Origin of the sequence: Shinella yambaruensis (assembly GCF_022899355.1) — a bacterium.
Classification (GTDB): Bacteria; Pseudomonadota; Alphaproteobacteria; order Rhizobiales; family Rhizobiaceae; genus Shinella; species Shinella yambaruensis.
The window spans coordinates 20,450-43,682 of sequence record NZ_JALJCK010000015.1 but is presented as its reverse complement, the minus strand read 5'-3'; the positions used below and the strand labels follow the sequence as shown (position 1 = coordinate 43,682).

Below are 23,233 nucleotides of genomic sequence, written 5' to 3'. Positions count from 1 at the left end.
AACACACATGTCGATCGTGCGCAGATCCGCAATTCTCGCCCTTGCCGCCGCAAGCCTCCTGCCGCAGGCGCTGGCCGCCCGGGCTGCCGAACTCAACTACCTCACCTGGGAAGGTTATGCCGTCGATGGCTTCATCTCGAAGTTCGAGGCGGCCTCGGGCTGCAAGGTAACGGCCTCCTATGTCGGCTCGAACGATGATTTCGCCGCCAAACTTGCCGCCGGTGGCGGCGTCTACGATGTCATCACCCCCTCGCTGGACACCGTGCCGATGCTGCGGCTGGCCGGTTTCGTCGCGCCGATCGACACGGCGAAGGTCGAGGGCTTCGACGGCATCTATCCGGAATTCTCGAAGGAAAGCGACGTCGTGGCCGATGGCGAGACCTGGGCCGTGCCGCTGATCTGGGGCTCGGTCTCATTGATCTACCGCCCGGACAAGCTCGCAGCCACGCCGGATTCCATTTCCGTCCTCTTCGACCCAGCACTGAAGGGCAAGATCTCGCTGTGGGACGACAAGTCCGCGCTCTACTGGACAGCGCGCTACCTTGGCTACGACAACGTTTTCGACCTCACAGACGAGCAGCTGGAGGCCGTGAAGGCCAAGCTTATCGAACAAAAGCCGCTGATCCGCAAATACTGGGCATCGGCCGGCGAGCTGACGGAGCTGATGGCCAACCAGGAGGTCTATGTCTCCAACGCCTGGACGGGTCTGACCAGCAAGGATGTCAACAACCTCAAGAAGGGCTTCGAGGTCGTCGAATTCACACCGAAGGAGAAGGCCGAGGGCTGGATGGATTCGATGATGCTGGTGAAGGATTCGCCGAACGAGGACTGCGCCTACAAGTTCATGAGCTTCATGCAGTCGGCCGACGGCCAGTGCGGTCTCGCCGAGGCCACCGGCTATTTCCCGGTCAACCCGAAGGCCGTCCAGGGCTGCATGAGCGATGCGCTCAAGAAGGAGCGGCAGGTCGACAATGTCGAGTTCGTCAAGAGCCTCGTCATGTGGCAGCAGCCGGCGCGTCTCGACAAGTATCTCGAGACCTGGAACGCCGTGAAGGCGGCTCCGTAAGGCCGGGCGGAAAGCGTCGCGACGGGCGGCGCTTTCCGCGGTTGCACGAGACAGTTCACACGACGCGGGGACCCGATGACCTCCAGCCCGATTGTGGCGCTTGACGGCGTTGCGAAACGATACGGCGCATTCGTCGCCCTTCACGAGACCGACCTTGCCATCGCCGAGGGGGAGTTCGTCACCCTGCTCGGCCCCTCCGGCTGCGGCAAGACGACGACGCTGCGGCTGATCGGCGGCTTCGAGCAGGCAAGCGACGGCCGCATCGCCATTGCAGGGCAGGACGTGACGGAGAGCCCGCCCTATCGCCGGCCGGTCAACACGGTGTTCCAGGACTACGCGCTCTTCCCGCACATGAGCGTGGCGGAGAACATCGGCTACGGCCTCTCCGTCCGCTCGGGCCGCCTGGAGAAGACGGAGCGGCGGCGGCGCGTCGCCGAGGCACTGGCCCTTGTCGGGCTGGAAGGCATGGCGGACCGCCGGCCCGGCGCCCTTTCGGGCGGCCAGCGCCAGAGGGTCGCCATGGCGCGCGCCGTCGTACGCCGCCCGCGCGTCCTGCTGCTCGACGAACCGCTTTCGGCGCTCGACGTGAAGCTGCGCGAGGGCATGCAGGTGGAGCTGAAGCGGCTGCACCGCGAACTCGGCATCACCTTCCTGATGGTCACGCACGACCAGACCGAAGCGCTCGCCCTTTCCGACCGCATCGTCGTGATGCGGGAGGGCCGCATCGCCCAGATCGGTTCGCCGACCGATCTCTACGACCATCCGGCAACGCCCTATGTCGCCGATTTCATCGGCGCGGCAAACCTGCTGGAGGCCGAAGCGCTGGGTCGCGAGGGCGATGTATGTGCCTTCCGGCTTGTCAACGGCGCCACGCTGCGCAGCCGGCGCCGGGAAGCCGCAGGGGCGACGACGGGAAGCCGCGTAACCCTCGGCGTGCGGCCGGAGCGGATGATGGCGGCACGCCCGGAGACAGGGGCCGCGAATGCTCTCGATTGCATCGTCATGGAACGGCTCTTCCATGGCGACTGCCTGCGGATCGAACTTGCGCCGGAGGGGGGCGGAAAACCGCTCTTCGCCGAACTCGCCCGCACGGCGCTTCCGGCAACGGTTTCCGCCGGCAGCCGCCTTGCCGTGCATATCGATCCGGACGACGTGATGGTCTTTGATGCGGGAGGCGGCAAATGACGTTGACGCGCCGCACCTTCCCGGGCTTTGCCGCCCTGTTTTCGCTGCCGCTCGCCTGGGTGCTGCTGCTGATGGTCGTGCCCTATGCCATCATGGTGGCGGTGGGCTTCTGGACGCGGCAGTTTCCGCTGTTCTATCCGGATTTCCAGTTCGGCAACTACGCGCAGATCCTCGCCGACCCGCAATACACGACCGTCATCCTGCGCACGCTGAAGATCGCCGCCCTCGTCACCGTCTGCGCGCTGCTGCTCGGCTATCCGCTCGCCTACTTCCTCGTCTTCACCATCCGCTCGCAGAAGGTGCGCAACCTCCTCTACATGTCGGTGATCGTGCCCTTGTGGGTGTCCTACCTGCTGCGCGCCTATACGTGGAAGATCATCCTCGGCACGGATGGCGCGCTGAACTCGCTGCTCGTCTCCACCGGCCTGGTCTCCGCGCCGCTCGATATCTTCCTCTACAACCAGACCGCCATGGTGGTGACGCTCGTCTATATCTTCGTGCCGTTCATGGTGATGCCGCTCTTCACCGTGCTCGACAACATTCCGCGCCGCCTTCTCGAAGCCTCGGAAGACCTAGGCGTCGGGCCGTTCATGACCTTCTGGAAAGTGATCTTTCCGCTGTCGCTCGGCGGCGTCGTTGCGGGGGCGACCATGACCTTCTGCCTGTCCTTCGGCGATTTCGTCGCTCCCGTGCTCGTCGGCGGGCCGGACGGGACGATGGTGGCGAACCTCCTGCAGACGCAGTTCGGCGCCGCGCTCAACTGGCCGCTCGGCTCCGCGCTGGCGACGCTCGTTCTCGCGCTGGTGCTGATCCTCCTGCAACTCTCCAGCCGCCTCGACCGGGCCGGCCGGATCGACCTTTGAGGAGGCGGGCATGCTGCGCTTGAGATGGTGGCAGAAGGGCATGGTGGGGGTGAGCCTCGGCGTCCTCACCTTCCTCTACCTGCCGATCGTCATGCTGGTGATCTTCTCCTTCAACGACAGCAAGGTGACCTCCTTCCCGCTCGCGGGCTTCACGCTGCATTGGTACGAGGCCTTCCTCGCCAATGCACAGATGCTCCGGGCGCTCGCCAACAGCCTGTGGGTTGCCCTTTTCGCCACCGCGCTTTCCGTCGTCATCGGCGTGACGGCGGCGCTCGCGCTCGACCGCTACGACTTTCCCGGCAAGCGGCTGTTCCAGAACGTCATCCTCCTGCCCCTCAGCCTGCCGGGCATCGTCACCGGCATCGCCATGTTGAACTTCTACAAGCAGATCGGCATCCCGCAGAGCCTGACGGCGGTGGTGATCGGTCATGCGACGGCGCTGCTCGGCGTCGTCGTCTCACAGGTGATGGCGCGGCTTGCCAAGATCAACCGCCGCCAGTTCGAGGCCTCCGCCGATCTCGGCGCCACGCCCTTCGAGACCTTCCGCCACGTCACGCTTCCCAGCATCCGCAGCGCTGTCCTCGGCTCGGCGCTGCTCTGCTTCACGCTCTCCTTCGACGAGATCCCCGTCACCTATTTCCTGACGGGGCGCGAGGTGACGTTGCCGATCTACATCTATTCGACGCTCCGGCGCGGCATCACGCCGGAGATCAACGCCATCGGCACGGTGATCGTCGCCGTGTCCTTCGTCCTCATCGTCCTCTCGGTCACGCTTCTGCGCGAGCGGGAGCGATCCTGATCCATGGAAGGGAGAACAAGCATGGACGCCTCGACCTACACCCGTGACTTCTGGCGCAGCAAGGCCGGATCGCTGACATTCCGCACGCAACACTTCATCGACGGGGCCTATGTCGCTTCCGCCGATGGGCGCACCTTTCCGACGATCAATCCGGCGACCGGCGAAACCATCACCGAGGTCGCGCGCGGCGGGGCGGCCGAAATCGACCGGGCCGTCGCCGCCGCGCGCAAGGCCTTCCGCTCCGGCGTCTGGTCGCGCATGGACCCGCGCGCCCGGATGGCGGTGCTGGAAAAATTCTCCGCCCTCGTCGAGGCGCATGCGGAGGAATTCGCCGTGCTCGACAGCCTCGACATGGGCAAGCCGGTGATGGACATGATGAACATCGACATTCCCGGCTCGGTCATGTCGCTGAAGTTCTTCTCCGAGACGATCGACAAGATCGAGGGCGCGGTGACGGCGACGGCGGCGAATGCGCTGCACTACATCCTGCGCCAGCCGCTCGGCGTCGTCGGCCTCATCGTGCCGTGGAACTATCCGCTGATGATGGCCGCCTGGAAGCTCGGCCCGGCGCTCGCCACCGGCAACGCCGTCGTGCTGAAGCCGGCCGAGCAATCGCCGCTGTCGGCCAACCTGCTGGCCGAACTCTTCATCGAGGCCGGCGGGCCGGCGGGCGTGCTCAACGTCGTGCACGGGCTCGGCGAGGAGGCCGGCAAGGCGTTGGCGCTGCACGACGACGTCGACAAGATCGGTTTCACCGGCTCAACCGAGGTCGGCAAGCTCCTGATGATCTATGCCGGCCAGTCGAACATGAAGCGCGTCTCGACGGAGTGCGGCGGCAAGACCCCGCAGATCGTGCTCGGTGACTATGACGACCTCGACACCGCCGTCACCTATGCCGTCAACGGCATCTACGGCAACCAGGGCGAGGTCTGCAATGCCGGTTCGCGCATCCTGGTCGAAAAGAGCATCCACGACGATTTCGTCGAGCGTTTCACCGCCCGCACCCGGGAAAACTTCGTGCTGGGCGATCCGCTCGATCCGTCGACGACCATCGGCCCGCTTGTCACCGCCTCGCACCAGAAACGTGTCCTGGACTATATCGACATCGGCCGAAAGGAAGGCGCGGCATTGCGCTTCGGCGGCGGCACATTCACCCCCGCGCCGGCAGGCGCCTATGTCGAGCCGACGCTCTTCACCGGCGTCGACAACGGCATGCGTATCGCCCGAGAAGAAATATTCGGCCCCGTCGCCGCCATCATCCCGGTCGACGGGATCGATGATGCCATCGGGATCGCCAACGATTCGATCTACGGCCTTGCCGCCTCGGTCTGGACGCGCGACATTTCCAAGGCGCACCGCTTCGCCCGCGACATCGAGGCCGGCGTGGTCTGGGTCAACTGCTTCGACCACGGCGACATGACCTCGATCTGGGGCGGCTACAAGCAGACCGGCAACGGCCGCGACAAATGCCTCGAAGCCCTCACCCAATACACGCAGACGAAGTCCGTCTGGGTCAATCTGGATTAGTATCTGAAAGCTGATTGCCGGAGGCGGCGCGCCTCGCGCCGCCCATGCGGCCCGACATCTGCCCGGGGACAGGCATTTCATCCCTGGCGAAGATCCGCGTGTGCTTGTCTGCCTTGCGGCCTCCGGATCTAAAACCGGTAGGTCAGGCCGAGCACGGGGCCACTGAGGCGCGTGTCGAAGACATGGCCGTCATGTTTATAATCGACGTCCAGAACCTTATACCCGGCCGAAACGGACAAGTTGTCGGTGAACGTGTAGTTCACCGTCGCCAATACGGACCAGGTGAGGTCGGATCCCGCACCGAAGCCGCCGATATCGGCCTGCCCGTGCAGCGAGAGCTTGTCCGTCAGGCTGACAAACAGGCGGGCACCGATGATCGGATCCACCCAGCCGAAGCTCTCTTCGTGACTGGCGGTGACCGTCCCGATCAGCGGATGGCGTGCCGTGACCGACACGTCATTGGAAATGTACCAGAAGCGTGCACCGCCGAGGGCGTCGAGGGTGAACTCCGGCGTGTCGAGGACGCGGTAGCCGCCCTGCAGCGTCGCCATGAACTCCTGCGTATCGACATCCGCATCGACGCTCGCCCCTGCCGGTATCCTGCCCAGCCCGGGAATCTGGAAAGCCGCCAGCGGGCCTGTCGCGTGACTCTCCGTCGTATCGACATACATGATATCGCCGGAAAGGACGAAGTTGTCGTGACGTCCCCAGATATTGATGAACCCTCCGAAATTGAAATCGTCCATCACATCGGAGAAGGACTTCTCGACGTGAAGGGTCGGCGCGCGACGGAAGGGTGATATATCCCCCTCGATACCGGTGGCCCACAGATAAGGCGTCACCTGCAGCGCCCAGCCCGGGTGCCCGGCTGCACCCGCAGCCGGATCGGTCGCCATCCCGGGAAGATCATCCGCAGCATGGGCGACAGGCGCGGCGCACAACGTCAGGAAAACGGCAGCAGCCAATCTGTTCAAGCAAGCCTCCTCTCACGCCGGCAGCGTGTTCTTGTGGATACGCCCATCCTTCATCACCATCACAAGCGTGCGGTCGGGATCGGCGATCAGCGCAATGTCCCGGAGCGGGTCGCCGTCGACCACCAGCAGATCGGCATAAGCGCCGGCCTCGATGACGCCGAGCTTTGCCGGGTAAGGATTGCGTGCCCCGCAAAGGCCGGCAAGCTCCGCATTCCCACTGGTCAGCAGCCGCAGCACGTCGGCATTGTCATACCATCGCGCAAACTTGGCGAGTTGCCGGCCCTGCGTCGCAGTCCCCTTCGGGCTGAAGAGAATATCGGTTCCAAGCGCCATTTTCACCTGATGCTTGCGCCCGAGCTCGACAGCGCGCGCCGTTCCATCGGCGATCTGCTGCTGATGGGCGCGCTGTTCCGGCGAGGGATAGCTGTTCGAATCCTCGTCCGCGAGAAAGGGCTGTATGCTCCACCATGCCCCGGCCCCCGCGATACGCTTGACCGTCTCCTCGTCGGCAAGCTGGCCGTGCTCGATCGACTTGACGCCGCAGTCGAGGGCGCGGCGGATGGCAGCGGACGTATAGGCATGAATGCACACATAGGTGCCCCAATCCGCCGCCGCCGAAACCGCCGCCCGCATTTCGGCATCGGAATACTGGAGCGCATCGATCGGATCGAAGGCGGAGGCAACGCCGCCACCGCCCATGATCTTGATCTGGCTGGCGCCGAGCATGAGCTGCTCGCGCACCCGGCGCAGCACTTCGGCTTCGCCATCGGCGATGGCCGATATGCCCGCCCGCTCGGCCACGCTGAGATCGCTTTGCGCCGTACGGGGCAGGTCCGTCCGCATGCGGAAATCGCCGTGACCGGACGTCTGCGAGATCATGGCGCCGGCGGGATAGATGCGAGGGCCGGCGATGCGGCCTTCGTCGATGGCCCGCTTCAAGGCAAAGGCAGGTCCCCCGACATCCCGGACCGTCGTGAAACCGCGCAGCACGGTGCGCTCGGCTTCCTGCGCGGCAACGAGATGCACATAGGGGATATCCGCTGTCATGGCAGCGACCTGGGAGATGCCGGCGAGGATGGAATGCCAGTGGGCGTCGATCATGCCGGGCATCAATGTGCGCCCGCCGCAATCGATCACCTGCACATCGGAAACGGCATCCGCGACCGGGACCAGCGCCTTGATGCGATTGCCTTCGACAAGCACGTCCCACCCTTGCAGGAGCGTACTGCTCTTTCCATCGAAAATATTGACGTTTTGCAGCCGTACGGGCCTTGCGGGCGCCTGCGCGAAAGCGGGGCTCACCGCACCAAGCGCCGGGGCTGCAAGGCTGGCCGCGATGCCCTTCAGGACGGAACGGCGCGACAGGCCTTCGTTTATGCGCGCGAAAAGCTGCCCGGCCTGCTGGCCATGACAGGCGCATGCACCACCATGGACAAGGTGGCGATACTTGTCTCCGAAACGAAACGCCAAGATATCCCCTCCCACCTTCCCGGTATGCGGCCGGTCAAATGCCTGCCGACCAGTTAAGCCGATTTGACTTCCTCCAACAAGCACGATCTCCTAGTATAGGTTGCATTCCCGATCGCGGAACGGAGGACAACCGATGCGCTTGCGGACGTCGCTTTCGGCCACCTGCGCCGCCATCCTGCTTTCCACCGCCATGCTGACGACACCGGCCGCGCAGGCCTGCACGCGTTTCGTCTACCATGGTGCCGGCGGCCAAGTCATCACGGCACGCTCCATGGACTGGAAAACCGATGTCGGAACAAACCTCTGGATATTCCCGCGCGGCATGGAGCGCACCGGGCAGGCCGGGCCGAATTCCGTCAAGTGGACCTCGAAATATGGCAGCGTCATCGCTTCGGGCTACGATATTTCCACGACCGACGGAATGAACGAGGCGGGCCTCGTAGCCAATGTGCTGTGGCTCGTCGAATCCGACTATCCGGCCTATGACGGCACGTCGCCCGCCCTGTCGCTTGCCGCCTGGGCACAATATGTCCTCGACAATTTCGCGACCGTCGAGGAGGCTGTCGCCACGCTGGAGAAAAACCCCTTCACCATCGTCACCGACACTGTGCCGGGAGAAGAGCGGCTGGCAACGCTGCATCTCTCGCTTTCGGATGGCAGCGGCGACAGCGCGATCATCGAATATATCGACGGCAGGCAGGTCATCCATCACAGCCGCGATTATCAGGTGATGACAAACTCGCCGGTCTTCGACCAGCAACTGGCCCTCAACGCATATTGGAAGCAGATCGGCGGGACCGTCATGTTGCCCGGCACGAACCGCGCGTCGGACAGGTTCGCGCGTGCCTCGTTCTATGTGAACGCCATCCCGAAAAGCGAAGACGCCGTCGAGGCGATCGCAAGCGTCTTCAGCGTGATCCGCAACGTCTCCGTCCCCTACGGCATCACCACGCCCGACCAGCCCAACATTTCCTCGACACGCTGGCGGACGGTCGTCGACCACAAGCGCAGACTCTACTTCTTTGAATCCGCGGTGACGCCGAACGTATTCTGGATCGACCTCACGAAGCTGGATCTGTCGAGAGAAACGGGAACGGTAAGGAAACTCGACCTCGGTCCGAACCAGAGCCATATCCATTCCGGAATGGTCAACGATCAGTTCAAGGACAGCCAACCATTTACGTTCCTTGGGCCGCGGTGATCAGAACATGGCCGAGCCGACAACCGTAGAGGGATTAAAGCGCCGGCAGTCGGGACCGATCAGGCAGGAACGTAGGTCAGCCTGATCACGTCCTCACCTATCCGCTCATGGGTCAGAAGGCGGAGCGGCGGCCGGGGCCCGGCGAAATACGGCTTGCCGTGACCAAGCACGACGGGGTGCAGGTAGATTCGATACTCGTCGATCAGGCCGAGTTCGGTAAGGCTTTGCGCCAGGTCCGGGCCGGCAACTTCGATCTCCCCGTCGTGTTCGGCCTTCAACGCACGGATCGCACCCTCGAGATCGCCCTGAACAAGAATGGCATTGGGGCCGACAGACGCCAACGAGCGCGAGACGACCCATTTCGTCTGGTTCCGCCATGCCGCCGCGAAGGCCTGTTCCTCTGCATCCCATTCGGGATGATCGTCGTCCCAGTAACGCATGATCTCATACATTCGGCGGCCGTACACACTGCCCGCCTGCCCCCGAGCCTCCTCGATGAAATGGCGGAAGAGCGTGCGGTCCGGCCCGAACGCCATATGGTCGACATAGCCGTCCAGGGACTGGTTCATTCCGAACACGAGCTTGGCCATATCCGCCTCCTTTTCCTTGAAAAGCCGATCCAAGCTAGTTTGACTGATTTCATATTGCAACTGGTTTTTGGGCGCATAAGAATGGGGTTGACCGCTTTCGATGGCAAGGCGACACTTCGATCCGTGGCAAGGCAGGAGGAAAACGATGGACGAGCCAGACCGGTGGCGCCATATGGCAGGTGCGCCGAAGGACGGGAGCCGGATCCTCGTCACAGTCCGCCCGTCCGAACAGGGGCCTGCGGAAGTTGACGTCGCCTACTGGTCGAATGGCGATCAGTTCGGCGCGGAAGGCTGGCGCGCGTCGGATTCCTCTCCCGGCCGTATCATTGAATATGCCGAGCCGGAGCTGAAGTGCTGGATGCCGATGCCCTCGGCCAATCTCAGCCGTGCCTCCGTGCCCTCCCCCTGGGAAGGCGACGACGCCCAGCAGCTTGACGGGTCGGGGATTTAACGACCCCGCTCCGCCGTATGGCAAAGCTCCATTGGAAGGGACATACCCCGTCATCGCTTCCAGCGATTCATCAGACCGGTGCGGCCCGCCGAAAGCGGATGGTCCAGCGTGAGGCCCGGGCAGGCCGGCGTGAAAAACGGTGCTTATTCCCTTACGGCGAGCGCCTCGAGCGCGCTTTCATGGAGCGCCCGGTCACCGGCCGCGATGACGCAGCCCCGCCAGCCGAGGTCGAGCGGGCCGCCCTGCCAGTCGGTGACGACGCCGCCGGCGCCTTCGATGATCGCGGTGGGGGCAAAGAGGTCATAGGCGTCGAACCCGGCATCGACGGCAAGGTCCGTGCGGCCGCGGGCAAGGCAGGCATAGCTGTAGCAGCTGCCGCCGTACTGGGTGAACTGCACGGCCCCGTCGAGACGCGCAAAAGGCGCGCGGTCGGCTTCGGGAATGAAGCGGGGATTCGATGAGGTCATGTAGGCGTCGGCGAGGGCCGTGCCTTTGCGGCAGCGGATCGGCTTGCCGTTATGCCACGCACCTTGCCCGGAAATGCCGGTGAGGCGCTCGGCCGTCGCCGGGAGATCGATGACGCCGAGCAGGGGCTTGCCGCCGTGCGCCAGCGAGATCAGCGTGCCATAGACAGGAATGCCGGCGACCCAGGCCGCCGTGCCGTCGATCGGGTCGAGCACCCAGACGAATTCGGCGTCGAGCCGCTCGCTGCCATATTCCTCCCCCATGATGCCGTGATCGGGAAAGGCCGCGCGAATCTGTTCGCGCAGACGTGCTTCCACGGCCCGGTCGGTTGCGGTGACGAAGCTCGCATCCTGCTTGAGGTCGACGCGGGGCGCTTCTTCGGTCGCCGCCAGAAGCAGGGCGCGGGAGCTGTCGGCGATCGCCTGGGCAAAGGCGAGGAAGGTTTCGGTATGATCGGTCATGGTGCTTCTCAATGGGCGAGGATCTGGCCGAGGAAGGTGCGGGCACGCTCGGATTTCGGGGCTGCGAAGAATTCGGCGGGGGTGGAGACCTCGACGATCTCGCCCTGGTCCATGAAGACGATGCGGTCGGCGACCGAGCGGGCAAAACCCATCTCGTGCGTCACGCAGACCATCGTCATGCCCTCGCGGGCGAGGTCGGTCATCACGTCGAGCACTTCGGAGATCATCTCCGGATCGAGCGCGGAGGTGGGTTCGTCGAAGAGCATCACCTCCGGGTTCATGCACAGCGCCCGGGCGATGGCGACGCGCTGCTGCTGGCCGCCCGAAAGCTGGGAGGGATATTTGTTCGCCTGGTCGGGGATGCGCACGCGGGTGAGGTATTTCATGGCGATCGCCTCGGCCTCCCCCGTCGCCATCTTGCGCACCAGCCGCGGCGCGAGCGTCAGGTTCTCCAGCACGGTCATGTGCGGGAAAAGGTTGAAGCTCTGGAACACCATGCCGACCTCGCGGCGGACGAGATCGATCTTCTTCTCGTCGTCGGTCAGCTCTTGCCCGCCCACGACGATGCGCCCGCTGTCATGCTCTTCCAGCCGGTTGATGCAGCGGATCATGGTGGACTTACCGGAGCCCGAGGGGCCACAAACCACGACCTTCTCGCCCTTGGCGATCGTGAGATCGACATCCTTCAGCGCGTGATAGGTGCCGTAGAACTTGTTCATCTTTTCGAGGACAATGATATCGGCCATCAGGTCTTTCTCACATGGCGGTTCGCGTAGGTCTCGACCAGCGTGAAGCCGGTCTGGATGATCCAGACGAGCACGAGGTAGATGATCGTCGCGGCGATGAAGATCTCGTATGGGGCGAAGGTGTCGGCCACGATGGTGCGGGCGACGCCCGTCATTTCCATCAGCGTGACGGTGGAGGCGAGCGCGGTGGACTTCAGCATCGAGACAATCTCGTTGCTGTAGGCCGGAAGCGCCAGCCTGACGGCGAGGGGGGCAGTGATGCGGCTCGTGCGCTGGAACTTGCTGAGGCCGAGCGCCTTGCCCGCCTCGATGAGGCCCTTGTCGACACCGAGCACGCCGCCGCGCAGGATTTCCGAGACATAGGCCGCCGTGTTGAGCGACAGCGCGATGACAGAGCACCAGTAGGGCTCGCGCAGGAGCGGCCAGAGCACGCTCTGCCTGATGAAGCCGAACTGCGGCAGGCCGTGATAGATGACGAAGAGCTGCACGAGCAGCGGCGTGCCGCGGAAGAAGTAGATATAGGCCTTGGCCGGCCAGATCAGCCAGGCCCGGCGCGACAGCCGCATCAGCAGGATTCCGACGGCCAGGATCAGCCCGAACAGGGTCGAGACGGCGAGCAGGTTGAGCGTCAGCCCGAGGCCTTGCAGGATCTTCGGAAGACTGACGGCGATCAGCGAGAGGTCGAAGCTCATCGGGCACCTCTCAGGTGGCGATTGGCACGCTGCTCCAGCCAGCCGACGGCAAAGGTGATCACCGTCGTCATCGCGAGGTAGATCAGGGCGACGGTCATGTAGAGCAGGAAGGGACGGTGGATGAGCGAGTTCGCCATCTTGGCGACGAAAAGGATTTCTTCCAGCCCGATGATGGAGACGAGCGCCGTGTCCTTCATGATGGAGAGCATGTGATTGCCGAAGTTCGGCAAGGCGAGCCGCCACATCTGCGGCAGGCGCACATAGCGGAAGATCTGGTGGCGCTTGAGGCTGAGCGCCCGCGCGGCCTCGATCTGCCCGCGGTCGACGCCGAGGAAGGCGCCGCGGAAGGTCTCGGTCATATAGGCCCCGACGATCAGGCCGATCGCGATGGAGCCGGCCCAGAACGGCGGAAGATCGATGAATTTCACCGAGGGATCGAAGGCCTGCACGATCGAGGTGAGCGTGATGGCCATGCCGAAATAGAAGAGCAGCAGCACCAGGAGCTCGGGAGCGCCGCGGAACACCACCGTATAGGCCTGGGCGATGGCACGCAGGATGCGGCTTTTGGAAAGCTTGGCCGAGGCGCCGAGCAGCCCGCAGGCGACGGCAATCACCAGGGCCACGAAAAAGACCTGCAACACCGTCATCAGGCCGAAGAAGAAGTCGTCCCACCAGCCGTCGAGAACCGACATGCTATACCTCCGTAATCTTCATGCGAGATCGGGCGTCGCGCCAGGCGCGGCGCCCGGAGGTCATGCTTACTGGCCGACACCCTTCCAGTTCGACGGATGGATGGAGAAGGGGAAGTATTTCAGGCTGTATTTTTCGAGAGAGCCGTCCTTGATCATCTCGTCCAGCGCCTTGTCGATCTTGACGAGCAGCTCGTCATTGCCCTTGCGCAGGCCGACGCCGACGCCCGGGCCGAAATACTCGGCCTCGTCGATCGGCGGCGAGACGAATTCGAAGCCGGCGCCGTTCTCCTTGCTGAGGAAGTCGAGATAGGCCTTCATCGGGTTGGTGATGGCGATGTCGATGCGGCCGTTCTGCAGGTCGAGCAGCATCGGCTGGGCGCCGTCATAAAGGGAGATCTCGGCACCCGGCAGCTTGGCTTCCACCCATTTCGCATAGGTCGAGGCGCGCTCCACGCCGAAGCGCAAGCCGTTGAAGGCATCGGGGATCGGCTTGCCGGCCTCGTCGAACAGCTTGAGGCCCGCTTCCTTCGAACCGAGGATGCGGCCGACCGAAACGCGGTAGGGGATCGAGAAGTCGATCTTCTGCTTGCGTTCCTCGGTGATCGACATGGAGGCGACGATGAGGTCGAACTTGTTGGCAAGCAGCGACGGGATCATGCCGTCCCATTCCTGGCAGACATAGTCGAGATCGACACCGATGCGCTCGGCGATGCCCTTGGCGACGTCGACGTCGTAGCCCGCCATCTCGCCCTCGGGCGTGCGGTAGTTGAAGGGCGCGTAGGTGCATTCCATGCCGACGCGCAGCGTTTCGGCTTGGGCAGGCATGGCAACCGCCAGGCCGACGATTGCGGCAGACAACAGACCGGTCATGAATTTCATGGCATTCCCCTTCTTTGTTAGGTCAGTCCTTGCGACGGTCCTCACTCCGCCGATGGGGAACGATGCGCCGGGCGGAAGGGCGAGGAAATCCACCTAGGGGATGATGGCCGTCATCACCCTCGGGGAGGATGGAATGTGACGCGCGGTTGATCTAGCCCTGTCACATGCAGGCCAGAGGAGAGCCCCATGAAATATGTCCGCATGCCCATCGAGCTGGAATCGCCCGAACAGCTCGGCTACGACACGATCCGCTACAACCTCTCGGAAAGCTCCGTCGCCGACCGGCGCCTCGGCGAGCTGAAACTGAAGCTGGACGACATCCTCCTGTGCTATGGTGACCATCGCGGCGCGCCGGACCTGCGCGGCCTGATCGCCGGCACGGGGGAAGGCCTTGCGGCCGACGACGTGCTCGTGACCGCCGGCGCAGCAGGCGCGCTCTTCATCATCGCGACCTCGATGATCGAGGCCGGCGACCACATCGTCGTGGTGCGCCCGAACTATGCCACGAACCTCGAAACGCCACGCACCATCGGCGCGGACATGAGCATCGTAGACCTCACCTTCGAGGCCGGCTATCGCCTCGACCTCGAGGCGATCGAGGCGGCGATCCGGCCCGAGACCAGATATGTCTCCGTCACCTATCCGCACAATCCGACCGGGGTGATGATCTCCGAGGACGAGATGAGGGCGCTGGTGGCGCTGGTCGAGCGCAAGGGCACGCGCCTCCTCTTCGACGAGACCTATCGCGAGATGACCTCGGGGCCGATGCTGCCGGTTGCCGCAAGCCTGTCGGACCGGGTGATCAGTGTCTCTTCGCTCTCCAAGACCTACGGCATTCCCGGCATCCGCATCGGCTGGCTGATCACGCGCGATGCCGACCTCATGGAAACCTTCCTCGCCGCACGCGAGCAGATCGGCATTTCCGGCAGCACGGTGGATGAATACATCGCCTATGTCGCGCTCAGCCAGCGTGACGAATGGCTCGCCTACAACAATGCCCGCATCGCCAGCGCCTTTGCCATCGTCAAGGACTGGATTGCCTCAGAACCGCTCGTCGAATGGGTCGAGCCGTCGGGCGGCTGCGTCTGTTTCCCGCGCATCGTGCCCTCGGCCAATGTCGATCTCGCCGGCTTCCACGAAAGCCTCTACAGCCGCCACCAGGCCTATGTCGGCCGCGGCAGCTGGTTCGAGCAGGACGACCGGCATTTCCGCATCGGCTATGCCTGGCCCACCGAGGACGAGCTGCGCAAGGGCCTCGCCGCCATCTCCGCCGCGATCCGCGACAGCCTGAAGGGTTGAAAGGAAAAGGCGGGGGGCGAGCCTGTTCGCCCCGCCTCAAAGGTTGAGGCTGCGCAGAAACGTCGAAAACAGTTCCTGCTGCGTGGACAGATTGAGCTTCGCGTAAAGCTTCTGGCGGTGGGTCTTCACCGTCGCGATCGAAATGCCCAGGTGATAGCTGATCGACTCGCTGGAATGGCCCTTCAGGATGAGGAGGGCCACTTCCCGTTCCCGGGGGCTTAGGAGATCACGGCCGAAATCGCTGAAGAGGTGATCGATCGGACGCGCCTGCGGTGCATTCTCGTTGCGTGAAAGATGTGTCCAGAGTCGCCGGAAGATTGCGGCGATCATCGGATGCGCCTCGCGCAGCCGGGCGATGGACGCCGCGTCGAAGCCGCCCTCGCTGCGGATGCGCGACAGGCTGATCTCCGCCATGTCCCCGTTCGGCAGCTCTATGGCTATCAGCAGTTCCTCCATACCCTCAGGCCAGCCATGCGTACGGTAGCCTAGTTCCTCGTCCTCGTGGCGGCGGATGTCGAGACCGCGATAGAGATCGGAACCGAGATAATCGTCGGGCGCGAGATCGCGCATCAGGTAGACCCCGGCGGGAAGGCCCGCGAGATAGGCATTGTAGAAGGGGTTGAGCAGATAGGTGCCGGCGATGAAGAGCTGCACCGCGCGCTTGGCCCGCGGCCCCGAGAACGTGTCGAAGACATAGCTCGGGCCACCGTTCTTGCGGTGCACGACCGACAGGGCCAGATGGAACCGGGCGACCGAACCGATCGCCGCCAGAAGCGCCGGCACGCTATCGGGCTGGTCGTAGCGGTCGAGCGCATGCGCAAAGGGCGCGATCCAACTGGCGGCGGCGGTTTCTGTCATGGGGCCATCTGCAAGATTCCCAAGGAAAACGATTACTTATACGCCTTACGACACCCCGGCTTAAGCGACAAGCTTGTCGATTGCCGCAAGCGTGCGCTCGATCTCCTCGACGGAGTTGTAATGGGCGATGCCGATGCGGACCACCCCTTCCTCCTCGGAAAGGCCGAGATGGCGCGCCGGCTCCAGCGCGTAATTGTGCCCGGACCAGACATTGACGTCCTCGGCGGCCAGGGCATCGGCGAAGCGATGGGTGGAGACGCGCTCATGCGTGAAGGAGATCGTCGGCACGCGATGGGCAAAGAGATTGGGGTTGGCGATGCCGATCAGCCGGATGCCCGGCAGCGCCGTCAGCCCGCCGATCAGCCGCCGCGTGAGGCCTGCTTCATAGGCATCGAAGGCCTGGTAGGCGCCCGCCATCTTCTCGCGCCGCGTGCCCGTGCTGCCGGTCGCCTCCCCGGCCGAGGCGAGATAGTCGATCGTCGCCGTCAGGCCTGCCAGAAGCTCGGTCTGCGGCGTGCCGGTGCAGAAGCGATCCGGAATGTCGTCGCTCTGGCAGCGCACGCGGTGCGGCGGCAGCGCCCGCAGCAGGTCGCCGCGTCCCCACAGCACGCCGAGATGCGGGCCGAAGAACTTGTAGGACGAGCAGACGAGGAAATCGCAGCCGGTCGCCTGCACGTCCGGCAGGCGATGCGGCGCAAGCTGCACCGCGTCGATCCAGACGAGCGCACCCGCCGCCCGCGCCATCGCCGTCAGCGCGGCGACGTCGTTGATGCTGCCGGTCATGTTGGAGGCATAGTTGAGCGCGAGGAACCTTGTGCGCAGCGTGAGAAGAGCAGCAAGGTCTTCAGGCTCGATGCGCCAGCTTTCCGTGTTGAACGGCAGCCACTTGACCACCAGGCCGTATTCCTCGGCCATGGAAAGCCAGGGCGAGACGTTGCCCTCGTGGTCCATGCGGGTGACGATGATCTCGTCGCCCGGCGAGAAGGTCTTGCCGATGACCCGGCCCATCTGGAAGGCCAGCGTCGTCATGTTCGGGCCGATCACCATCTCCTGCCAGGAAGCGGCGTTGACGAACTCCGCCGCCGCCTCGTGCGCCGCGCGCCAGACGGCATCCGCCCGCTGGGAGGCGGCGAACCGTCCGCCGAGATTGGCCGACGCCGTCGCCATCGCATCCGCCACGGCCGCGATGACCGTTCTTGGAACAAGCGTTCCCGCCGGGTTGTCGAGATAGGCGGTGCGGGAATTCTCCAGAGCGGGGAAGGAGGCGCGGATCAGGTCGATCGGATAGGCAGTCATGGGCGGCACCCTTTGCAGAACGCTGTTGTCGCCCCTGTGTGCCGCTTTCCGCCATGCCTCGCCATCCCCCTAGGAGATGAGGCCCCCTCCGCCTTGCGCATGACACGCCCGGAGCCTCAAGCGGCCGGCCCTGTCGACGAACGCTCGACCAGATGACAGGCAAGCTCCAGCCGGCGCGGCGGGAACGGCAGGCCGCCGAGGCTGTCGCGCAGGAGATCGAGCGCCGCCGAGCCGATTTCGCGCATGGGAATATGCATGGTCGTCAGCGGCGGATTGAGGAAGGCGGCCTGCGGCAGGTCGTCCATGCCCATGACGGAGACGTCCTTCGGCACGCCATAGCCCGCCTGCTGCACGCCCATCATGGCGCCGACGGCAAGGCTGTCGCCAGCGGCGAGCACCGCGGTGAAATCCAGCCCGCGCGCCCGGATGCGCGAGACGATGGCCTGCGTCGCCAGCTCCGGCAGCCAGTCGTCGACCGGCACGACGAGATCGGGATCGGCGGGAAGGCCGTGATGAAGCAGCGCATCGCGCCAGCCCTCGTAGCGCCGCTCGATGGTGCGGCGGCCGGGCCGCATGAAGAAGAGGATGCGTTCGTGGCCAAGACCGATCAGGTGATCGGCGGCAAGCCGCGCGCTCGACCGGTTGCACGGGGTCACGCTCGAAAGCCGCATGAAGGGATCGTCGCCATTGAGCAGCACGACGGGCTTTTCGAAGCCGCGCGTTGCCGCCAGCAGCGCCTCGTCGTCGACGGTGAGGAAGAGCAGGCCGAGGATTTCCGGATCATCCTTCGCCTCCTTGAGCAGCGACAGCTCCTCGCTCTTGTCGGCGATCGGTCGCGTGATGATCTCGAGGCCGAGCGCCTGCGCCCGTTCTTTCAGCCCGTCCAGCACGTAGAGCGTGAACTGGTTGCGCACATAGTCGATCATCGCGGCGCTGGAAGCGGCAAGGATGACCTTCTGTCCGGCAACGGCCGTCGGCACGACATAATTCGCCGTCTTCGCCGCTTCCAGCACTTGCTGGCGGATTTCCGGCCGCACGCCCTTCTCCCCCGCCAAAGCCCGCGAAACGGTGCTGAGCGAAACGCCGCAGCGCGCGGCAATATCCTCCAGCCGAACCTTCTTGCTCTTCTTTCCGCGTTTTCCGGGCAGGGGTTTGACAGTCATCGGCCACCTCTCTCGCACCAGTCATGAGAAAAATTTTCAGATTGCGCAAGAAAAATCACCATGCATTATCCACCCTAAATCGTCCATCGGTGACCGCAGGGAGGAGCGCCATGGGCCTGACCGGCCATGACATCAGCACCGGACTCGATCGCCTTGTCGCCGGCATGACCGGCCTCAGGCACAGCGGCCGTTTTCATGAACCGAACCTCGACGGCACGGCCGGTGACTACATCAGTTTCGACAGCTGGGAATGGCCCCAGGGCGTCGGCCTCTATGGTCTCGTGCGGCTCTGGCTGCTGACGGGCCGCGAAGACCTGCGCACGCTGGTGGAGGACTGGTATTACACCCAGATCGCCGCCGGCCTGCCAGGGCTCAACGTCAACACGACCGCGCCCATGCTCGGGCTCTCCCTGCTCTGGGCGAAGACACGCGATCCCCGCTGGCAACCCGTGCTCGACGCCTGGGCGAACCGCGTCCTGTCGGACATGGGCCGCACGCCGGAAGGCGGCTTCGAGCACCACGTCTCGGACAAGATCAACGACCACGAATTGTGGGACGACACGCTCTACATGGTCGCGCTGTTCCTGGCCTCCTACGGGCAGGCCAGCGGCCGGCGCGAGCTCGTCGACGAAGCCTCGCGCCAGTTCCTCGTGCATGCGCGCTACCTTGCCGACCCCCAGACCGGCCTCTGGTTCCACGGCTGGACCTTCGACGGCCGGCACAATTTCGCCCGTGCCCGCTGGGCGCGCGGCAACGCCTGGATCACCGCCGGCGTGCTCGACCTTTTCGACCTCGCCGAACTCGACCGCCCGGTGCGGCAATTCCTCGAGGGCGTGCTGGTCGCGCAGGTCGATGCCCTTCTCGCCCTCCAGGCGCCGTCCGGCGCCTGGCGCACGCTGCTGGACGACGCCTCCTCCTACGAGGAAATCTCGGCGACCGCCGGCATCGGCTACGGCTTGCTCAAGGGCTATCGCCTCGGCCTCGGAACGCCGGCCTGGCGCGCGGCGGGCATGAAGGCGCTCGAAGCGGTGATGCGCAATATCGATGAAAGCGGCACGGTGCTGAACGTCTCCTACGGCACGCGCATGGGCCACGATCTCCAGTTTTACAAGGACATCCCGATCCAGCCGACCGGCTACGGCCAGGCATTGGCGATCCTCTGCCTTGCCGAGGCGCTGGAACATGTCGACAGAGAAGGACAGGCAGCATGACGATGAAGGTACTCTACGGCGCGGCGCCGGATGACGTGAAGGGCTACGACACGCAGCGCCTGCGCGACGCGTTCCTGATGACGGACCTCTTTGCCGCCGACCGGGTCAACTTCACCTATACCCATGTCGATCGCCTCATCCTTGGCGGCGCGATGCCGGTCACGACGAGCCTCACCTTCGGCTCCGGCGAGGATATCGGCACGGCTTACCTGCTGTCCGCCCGCGAAATGGGCATCGCAAATCTCGGCGGCACGGGCACGATCGAGGTGGACGGCCAGCGCTTCACGCTGGAGAACCGCGACGTGCTCTATGTCGGCCGGGGTGCCAAAGAGATCACCGCCTCCAGCCTTTCGGCGGACGCACCGGCCCGCTTCTACATGAACTCCGTGCCTGCCGGCGCCGGTTTCCCACACCGGCTGATCACCCGCAAGGAAGCCAAGGCCCTCGATCTCGGCGAGATGCGCCGCTCCAACAAGCGCCGGCTCGCGATGTACATCCATCCCGAGGTCTCGCCCTCCTGCCTGCTCCTCATGGGCATCACCGACCTTGCCGAGGGCAGCGTCTGGAACACCATGCCGCCCCACCTGCACGAGCGCCGCATGGAGGCCTACTGCTACTTCGACCTCGCCCCGGAAGACCGCGTGCTGCATGTGATGGGCCGGCCCGAGGAAACCCGCCATCTCGTCGTCGCCAATGGCGATGCGGTGCTCTCGCCCGCCTGGTCGGTCCACATGGGCGCCGGGACCGGTCCCTATGCCTTCGTCTGGGGCATGACCGGCGAGAACCAGGAATACAACGACGTTTCTCCCGTACCCGTGGCTGACCTGAAATGACCGATACGACCTTCCATATGAAGAAGCCTCTCGCGGCGGGCGACGCCATCCGCTACTGGCAGCTCGGCATGACAGCCGGGGAGCGCTTCGACGTGCCCGACCAGCCGATGAAGGGCGAGATGGATCCCTTCTTCTTCCTGACGAAGCACAAGAACTTCATTCCGCACGAATATCCCTGCCGCACCATCTTCGCCGAGCGTTATCGCGATGCGCGGCCGGATGTGCGCGGCACGTTCCATGCCGCGCGCTGGTGGCTGCCCTTCGGCTCGCCACGGCTCGATCTTTCCGGCTTCTGGTTCCGCCCGACACGCCTTGCCACCTGGGCGCGGACCTTCATCGAGGCGGCCGTCGCCGGCACGGCAAGGGTGCGCCTCGGGACCTGCGGCGGCGCAGTGCTCCTCCTCAACGGCGCGGAAGCCGGCTGGATGGCGCCCTACAGCCGCAATCTCGAAGCCAAGGCCGAGTTCGACCTGCCGCTGAAGGCCGGTCTCAACGAGGTCACCCTGTTCTTCGACGATCTCGCCGAGCGCGATGCCCGCTATTTCATCCAGCTCGACTACCTCTCCGGCCCGGAGGCCGCGGTCGCCGTGCCGGTGCCCTGCCCCGGCGAAGCGGCGGATGCGGTGGAAGCGGCTCTCGACGGCATGCATTTCGACCGGCCGGCCTATTTCGACGGCGACATGACGCTGATCTTCGCCGCGCCGCTGCCGATGGACGTCACGGTCGATGTCGCGGTCGAGGGCGATTTCATGTCCACCGAGCGCTTCGACTACGGCTTCACGCTGCGGGCCGGTGAAACCCGCCTGCTCGTCGGCTCCTCCAGCGCCCTGCCCGCCGATTTCCGGCATTTCCGCGTGACGCTCGACGCGGACGGCTTCGTCGCGGCCCGCTCGATTGGCGTGGAGATCTGCCATGCGAAGCGCCAGGGCGAGGCGCCCGCCTCGCTTGCCGCCCGCATCACGGAAACCCTCGATGAAATCTCGGAATTTTCCGAGCGGGATACGGTACGCGCCTTCGCGCGGCTCGCGAGCGGACGCGGCGGGGTGGATACCGACACGATGATCGAGGAGATCCTGCCCTCCATCGAGGATTGCCACGACTGCGCCGACTTCTCGCTGGTGCCGCTCATCTGGTCGCGTATCGCCTGGGGTGGCGATATCGGCGAAGCGACCCGCAAACGCATCGACGCCGCCATCCTCGGCTTCCGCTACTGGATGGACGAGCCGGGCAATGACGTGCAGTGGTACTTCTCCGAAAACCACGCGCTGCTCTTCCACACGTCGGCCTATCTCGCCGGCGACCTGCATGCCGAAGCGACCTTCGTTCGCTCCGGCCGCAAGGGGGCCGAGCAGCGGGCCGTCGGCGCGGCCCGGGTGCGTGCCTGGCTCGACCATTTCGAGGCCTGGGAGATGGCGGAGTTCAACTCCGCCCCCTATTTCCCGATCGATCTCAAGGGCCTGACGGCGCTTGCCGCCCTCGCCCCCGATGCCGACATCGCCGAGCGCGCCAGAAAGGGCATCGTCCGGCTCTGCGAGATCATCGCACGCTCGGCCCATCACGGCATGGTCACCGCCGCGCAGGGGCGTTCCTACGAGCATACGCTCTGCGCCGGCCGCTCGCTGGAGCTCTCCGCCGTCGCGCGCCTGCTCTGGCGCCGCGGCTGGTATGGCCGGCGCGTCCATGCGCTGCCGCAGCTCGCCGTCTGCCTGCGCGACCACGGCCTCGTCGTGCCCGAGGAGTTCTCCGCAATCGCCAACCATCAGGCCGAGGCGCACCAGGAATGGTGCTTCTCGCAGGGCGAGAACCGCTTCGCCGCGCTCTATCACTACAAGGGACGTGCCTTCGCCATGGGCTCGACCGCGCACTACCGCTGGAACGAATGGGGTTACCAGGAAACGGTATTGCACCTGCGCCTCGGCAAAAGCCCGGAAGCGGCCGTCTGGATCAACCATCCCGGCGAGACGATCCAGTTCGGCTACGGCCGTCCGTCCTATTGGGGCGGCTGCGGCGCCGTTCCCCGCACCCACCAGTATCGCGGGCTTGCCGTGCTGGATTTCACCACGGTCGACGAACAGGCCGACTTCAGCCACGCCTGGTTCCCGGTCGCCGAGTTCGACGAGAGCCGCATTGTCGGCAACATCGCGCTTGCCCGCAGCGGCGCCGGTGCTCTGTTCCTCAAGGGCAGCGCACCCTTCGAGAGCGTCAAGGAAGGGCCTTCGGCCAATGTGGAGCTGCGCCAGCGCGGCCGCAAGACAAGGTGGATCATACGCGTGTGCGAGGCCTCCGACCTCGCCTCCGTCGAAGGATGGTTCTCCGCCCTTACGGTACATGAGGACGCCGACGGCACGTTCGTCATCGATGACCCCCAATATGGCGCCGTACGGTTCCGCGCGGACGGTTCCACCGAGGCGGAAGGCCGCACCATCGTGCCCGGGACATTCACCGTCGCCGGCACGACGACAATGCTATCGGCAGCATAGCCGGCATGCCCGCCTGCATGAGGCAGGCGGTT

General features: G+C 64.8%; 23 protein-coding genes. 12 read left to right on the top strand and 11 right to left on the bottom strand.

What is annotated here, in order from left to right; genetic code table 11:
- Positions 1–7 precede the first annotated feature (7 nt).
- The 5 genes from MUU56_RS27685 to MUU56_RS27665 all read left to right on the top strand — a co-directional run bounded on the left by MUU56_RS27685 (position 8) and on the right by MUU56_RS27665 (position 5,440).
- Positions 8–1,066, top strand: coding sequence for an ABC transporter substrate-binding protein (locus MUU56_RS27685; protein ID WP_244770500.1), 1,059 nt, complete (start codon positions 8–10; stop codon positions 1,064–1,066).
- A 75-nt stretch (positions 1,067–1,141) separates the two neighbouring features.
- Entirely contained in the window at positions 1,142–2,251 is a 1,110-nt protein-coding gene (locus MUU56_RS27680; RefSeq protein WP_244770499.1) for an ABC transporter ATP-binding protein, read from the top strand.
- A complete protein-coding gene (locus MUU56_RS27675; RefSeq protein WP_244770498.1) occupies positions 2,248–3,114 on the top strand; it encodes an ABC transporter permease in 867 nt (288 codons plus the stop codon). The genes MUU56_RS27680 and MUU56_RS27675 overlap by 4 nt, the downstream gene beginning before the upstream one ends.
- Before the next feature lie 10 nt (positions 3,115–3,124).
- A complete protein-coding gene (locus MUU56_RS27670; RefSeq protein ID WP_244770497.1) occupies positions 3,125–3,913 on the top strand; it encodes an ABC transporter permease in 789 nt (262 codons plus the stop codon).
- Between the two features lie 21 nt (positions 3,914–3,934).
- Positions 3,935–5,440: an aldehyde dehydrogenase gene (locus MUU56_RS27665; RefSeq protein ID WP_244770496.1), complete on the top strand. Its 1,506-nt coding sequence runs from the start codon at positions 3,935–3,937 to the stop codon at positions 5,438–5,440.
- A 128-nt stretch (positions 5,441–5,568) separates the two neighbouring features.
- Here MUU56_RS27665 and MUU56_RS27660 read toward each other — a convergent pair whose 3' ends face one another.
- Positions 5,569–6,336, bottom strand: a complete 768-nt coding sequence (locus tag MUU56_RS27660) for an opacity family porin (protein WP_244770582.1) — start codon at positions 6,334–6,336, stop codon at positions 5,569–5,571.
- Positions 6,337–6,426: 90 nt separating this feature from the next.
- Positions 6,427–7,515 (bottom strand): metal-dependent hydrolase family protein, encoded by a 1,089-nt coding sequence (locus MUU56_RS27655; RefSeq protein ID WP_244770495.1) that lies wholly within the window; start codon positions 7,513–7,515, stop codon positions 6,427–6,429.
- Here MUU56_RS27655 and MUU56_RS27650 point away from each other — a divergent pair.
- Together MUU56_RS27650 and MUU56_RS27645 are read left to right on the top strand one after the other, a co-directional pair.
- Positions 7,501–7,941 (top strand): hypothetical protein, encoded by a 441-nt coding sequence (locus tag MUU56_RS27650; RefSeq protein WP_244770494.1) that lies wholly within the window; start codon positions 7,501–7,503, stop codon positions 7,939–7,941. The genes MUU56_RS27655 and MUU56_RS27650 overlap by 15 nt on opposite strands.
- A gap of 76 nt (positions 7,942–8,017) precedes the next feature.
- Positions 8,018–9,085 carry a linear amide C-N hydrolase gene (locus MUU56_RS27645; protein WP_244770493.1) on the top strand — a complete coding sequence of 356 codons (1,068 nt, stop codon included), beginning with the start codon at positions 8,018–8,020 and terminating at the stop codon, positions 9,083–9,085.
- A gap of 59 nt (positions 9,086–9,144) precedes the next feature.
- Here the strand turns inward: MUU56_RS27645 and MUU56_RS27640 are convergent, their stop codons facing one another.
- A complete protein-coding gene (locus MUU56_RS27640; protein ID WP_244770492.1) occupies positions 9,145–9,675 on the bottom strand; it encodes a dihydrofolate reductase family protein in 531 nt (176 codons plus the stop codon).
- Positions 9,676–9,820: 145 nt separating this feature from the next.
- Here MUU56_RS27640 and MUU56_RS27635 point away from each other — a divergent pair, with 145 nt between their 5' ends.
- Positions 9,821–10,126 (top strand): hypothetical protein, encoded by a 306-nt coding sequence (locus MUU56_RS27635; RefSeq protein WP_244770491.1) that lies wholly within the window; start codon positions 9,821–9,823, stop codon positions 10,124–10,126.
- 143 nt (positions 10,127–10,269) lie between these two features.
- Here the strand turns inward: MUU56_RS27635 and MUU56_RS27630 are convergent, their stop codons facing one another.
- The 5 genes from MUU56_RS27630 to MUU56_RS27610 all read right to left on the bottom strand — a co-directional run bounded on the left by MUU56_RS27630 (position 10,270) and on the right by MUU56_RS27610 (position 14,061).
- Entirely contained in the window at positions 10,270–11,052 is a 783-nt protein-coding gene (locus MUU56_RS27630; protein WP_244770490.1) for an inositol monophosphatase family protein, read from the bottom strand.
- A gap of 8 nt (positions 11,053–11,060) precedes the next feature.
- Positions 11,061–11,798: an amino acid ABC transporter ATP-binding protein gene (locus MUU56_RS27625; RefSeq protein ID WP_280531202.1), complete on the bottom strand. Its 738-nt coding sequence runs from the start codon at positions 11,796–11,798 to the stop codon at positions 11,061–11,063.
- A complete protein-coding gene (locus tag MUU56_RS27620; RefSeq protein WP_244770489.1) occupies positions 11,798–12,490 on the bottom strand; it encodes an ABC transporter permease in 693 nt (230 codons plus the stop codon). The genes MUU56_RS27625 and MUU56_RS27620 overlap by 1 nt, the downstream gene beginning before the upstream one ends.
- Positions 12,487–13,182, bottom strand: coding sequence for an ABC transporter permease (locus MUU56_RS27615; RefSeq protein ID WP_244770488.1), 696 nt, complete (start codon positions 13,180–13,182; stop codon positions 12,487–12,489). Before MUU56_RS27615 ends, MUU56_RS27620 begins: the two co-directional genes overlap by 4 nt.
- A gap of 66 nt (positions 13,183–13,248) precedes the next feature.
- Positions 13,249–14,061: a transporter substrate-binding domain-containing protein gene (locus MUU56_RS27610; RefSeq protein ID WP_244770487.1), complete on the bottom strand. Its 813-nt coding sequence runs from the start codon at positions 14,059–14,061 to the stop codon at positions 13,249–13,251.
- A gap of 186 nt (positions 14,062–14,247) precedes the next feature.
- On the opposite strand from MUU56_RS27610, the gene MUU56_RS27605 reads away from it, so the two are divergent.
- A complete protein-coding gene (locus MUU56_RS27605; RefSeq protein WP_244770486.1) occupies positions 14,248–15,360 on the top strand; it encodes an aminotransferase class I/II-fold pyridoxal phosphate-dependent enzyme in 1,113 nt (370 codons plus the stop codon).
- A 36-nt stretch (positions 15,361–15,396) separates the two neighbouring features.
- Here the strand turns inward: MUU56_RS27605 and MUU56_RS27600 are convergent, their stop codons facing one another.
- The 3 genes from MUU56_RS27600 to MUU56_RS27590 all read right to left on the bottom strand — a co-directional run bounded on the left by MUU56_RS27600 (position 15,397) and on the right by MUU56_RS27590 (position 18,677).
- The gene (locus MUU56_RS27600; protein ID WP_244770485.1) at positions 15,397–16,218 is read right to left on the bottom strand and encodes a helix-turn-helix transcriptional regulator; all 822 of its coding nucleotides are present in this window, start codon (positions 16,216–16,218) and stop codon (positions 15,397–15,399) included.
- A gap of 60 nt (positions 16,219–16,278) precedes the next feature.
- The gene (locus MUU56_RS27595) at positions 16,279–17,514 is read right to left on the bottom strand and encodes a cysteine desulfurase-like protein (protein ID WP_244770484.1); all 1,236 of its coding nucleotides are present in this window, start codon (positions 17,512–17,514) and stop codon (positions 16,279–16,281) included.
- Positions 17,515–17,630: 116 nt separating this feature from the next.
- On the bottom strand, positions 17,631–18,677 hold the full coding sequence (locus MUU56_RS27590) for a LacI family DNA-binding transcriptional regulator (protein WP_244770483.1): 1,047 nt from the start codon (positions 18,675–18,677) through the stop codon (positions 17,631–17,633).
- A gap of 110 nt (positions 18,678–18,787) precedes the next feature.
- Between MUU56_RS27590 and bglB the strand changes: the two genes are divergently transcribed.
- Genes bglB through MUU56_RS27575 form a run of 3 tightly spaced genes read left to right on the top strand, consistent with a single transcriptional unit; the run spans position 18,788 to position 23,201 of the window.
- Positions 18,788–19,888, top strand: coding sequence for a beta-galactosidase BglB (gene bglB, locus MUU56_RS27585; RefSeq protein WP_244770482.1), 1,101 nt, complete (start codon positions 18,788–18,790; stop codon positions 19,886–19,888).
- The gene (kduI, locus tag MUU56_RS27580) at positions 19,885–20,721 is read left to right on the top strand and encodes a 5-dehydro-4-deoxy-D-glucuronate isomerase (RefSeq protein ID WP_244770481.1); all 837 of its coding nucleotides are present in this window, start codon (positions 19,885–19,887) and stop codon (positions 20,719–20,721) included. Before bglB ends, kduI begins: the two co-directional genes overlap by 4 nt.
- Positions 20,718–23,201 carry a hypothetical protein gene (locus MUU56_RS27575; RefSeq protein ID WP_244770480.1) on the top strand — a complete coding sequence of 828 codons (2,484 nt, stop codon included), beginning with the start codon at positions 20,718–20,720 and terminating at the stop codon, positions 23,199–23,201. Before kduI ends, MUU56_RS27575 begins: the two co-directional genes overlap by 4 nt.
- Positions 23,202–23,233: the final 32 nt, after the last annotated feature.

Excerpts from the sequence above, each read along its gene's own strand:
- MUU56_RS27615 (WP_244770488.1), bottom strand. The coding sequence starts at position 13,182 with ATGTCGGTTCTCGACGGCTGGTGGGACGACTTCTTCTTCGGCCTGATG.
- MUU56_RS27620 (WP_244770489.1), bottom strand. The coding sequence starts at position 12,490 with ATGAGCTTCGACCTCTCGCTGATCGCCGTCAGTCTTCCGAAGATCCTG.
- MUU56_RS27645 (WP_244770493.1), top strand. The coding sequence starts at position 8,018 with ATGCGCTTGCGGACGTCGCTTTCGGCCACCTGCGCCGCCATCCTGCTT.
- MUU56_RS27640 (WP_244770492.1), bottom strand. The coding sequence starts at position 9,675 with ATGGCCAAGCTCGTGTTCGGAATGAACCAGTCCCTGGACGGCTATGTC.
- kduI (WP_244770481.1), top strand. The coding sequence starts at position 19,885 with ATGACGATGAAGGTACTCTACGGCGCGGCGCCGGATGACGTGAAGGGC.
- MUU56_RS27625 (WP_280531202.1), bottom strand. The coding sequence starts at position 11,798 with ATGGCCGATATCATTGTCCTCGAAAAGATGAACAAGTTCTACGGCACC.
- MUU56_RS27600 (WP_244770485.1), bottom strand. The coding sequence starts at position 16,218 with ATGACAGAAACCGCCGCCGCCAGTTGGATCGCGCCCTTTGCGCATGCG.
- MUU56_RS27680 (WP_244770499.1), top strand. The coding sequence starts at position 1,142 with ATGACCTCCAGCCCGATTGTGGCGCTTGACGGCGTTGCGAAACGATAC.
- bglB (WP_244770482.1), top strand. The coding sequence starts at position 18,788 with ATGGGCCTGACCGGCCATGACATCAGCACCGGACTCGATCGCCTTGTC.
- MUU56_RS27630 (WP_244770490.1), bottom strand. The coding sequence starts at position 11,052 with ATGACCGATCATACCGAAACCTTCCTCGCCTTTGCCCAGGCGATCGCC.
- MUU56_RS27665 (WP_244770496.1), top strand. The coding sequence starts at position 3,935 with ATGGACGCCTCGACCTACACCCGTGACTTCTGGCGCAGCAAGGCCGGA.
- MUU56_RS27655 (WP_244770495.1), bottom strand. The coding sequence starts at position 7,515 with ATGATCGACGCCCACTGGCATTCCATCCTCGCCGGCATCTCCCAGGTC.
- MUU56_RS27590 (WP_244770483.1), bottom strand. The coding sequence starts at position 18,677 with ATGACTGTCAAACCCCTGCCCGGAAAACGCGGAAAGAAGAGCAAGAAG.
- MUU56_RS27605 (WP_244770486.1), top strand. The coding sequence starts at position 14,248 with ATGAAATATGTCCGCATGCCCATCGAGCTGGAATCGCCCGAACAGCTC.
- MUU56_RS27670 (WP_244770497.1), top strand. The coding sequence starts at position 3,125 with ATGCTGCGCTTGAGATGGTGGCAGAAGGGCATGGTGGGGGTGAGCCTC.
- MUU56_RS27595 (WP_244770484.1), bottom strand. The coding sequence starts at position 17,514 with ATGACTGCCTATCCGATCGACCTGATCCGCGCCTCCTTCCCCGCTCTG.
- MUU56_RS27685 (WP_244770500.1), top strand. The coding sequence starts at position 8 with ATGTCGATCGTGCGCAGATCCGCAATTCTCGCCCTTGCCGCCGCAAGC.
- MUU56_RS27610 (WP_244770487.1), bottom strand. The coding sequence starts at position 14,061 with ATGAAATTCATGACCGGTCTGTTGTCTGCCGCAATCGTCGGCCTGGCG.
- MUU56_RS27675 (WP_244770498.1), top strand. The coding sequence starts at position 2,248 with ATGACGTTGACGCGCCGCACCTTCCCGGGCTTTGCCGCCCTGTTTTCG.
- MUU56_RS27575 (WP_244770480.1), top strand. The coding sequence starts at position 20,718 with ATGACCGATACGACCTTCCATATGAAGAAGCCTCTCGCGGCGGGCGAC.
- MUU56_RS27660 (WP_244770582.1), bottom strand. The coding sequence starts at position 6,336 with ATGGCGACCGATCCGGCTGCGGGTGCAGCCGGGCACCCGGGCTGGGCG.
- MUU56_RS27635 (WP_244770491.1), top strand. The coding sequence starts at position 9,821 with ATGGACGAGCCAGACCGGTGGCGCCATATGGCAGGTGCGCCGAAGGAC.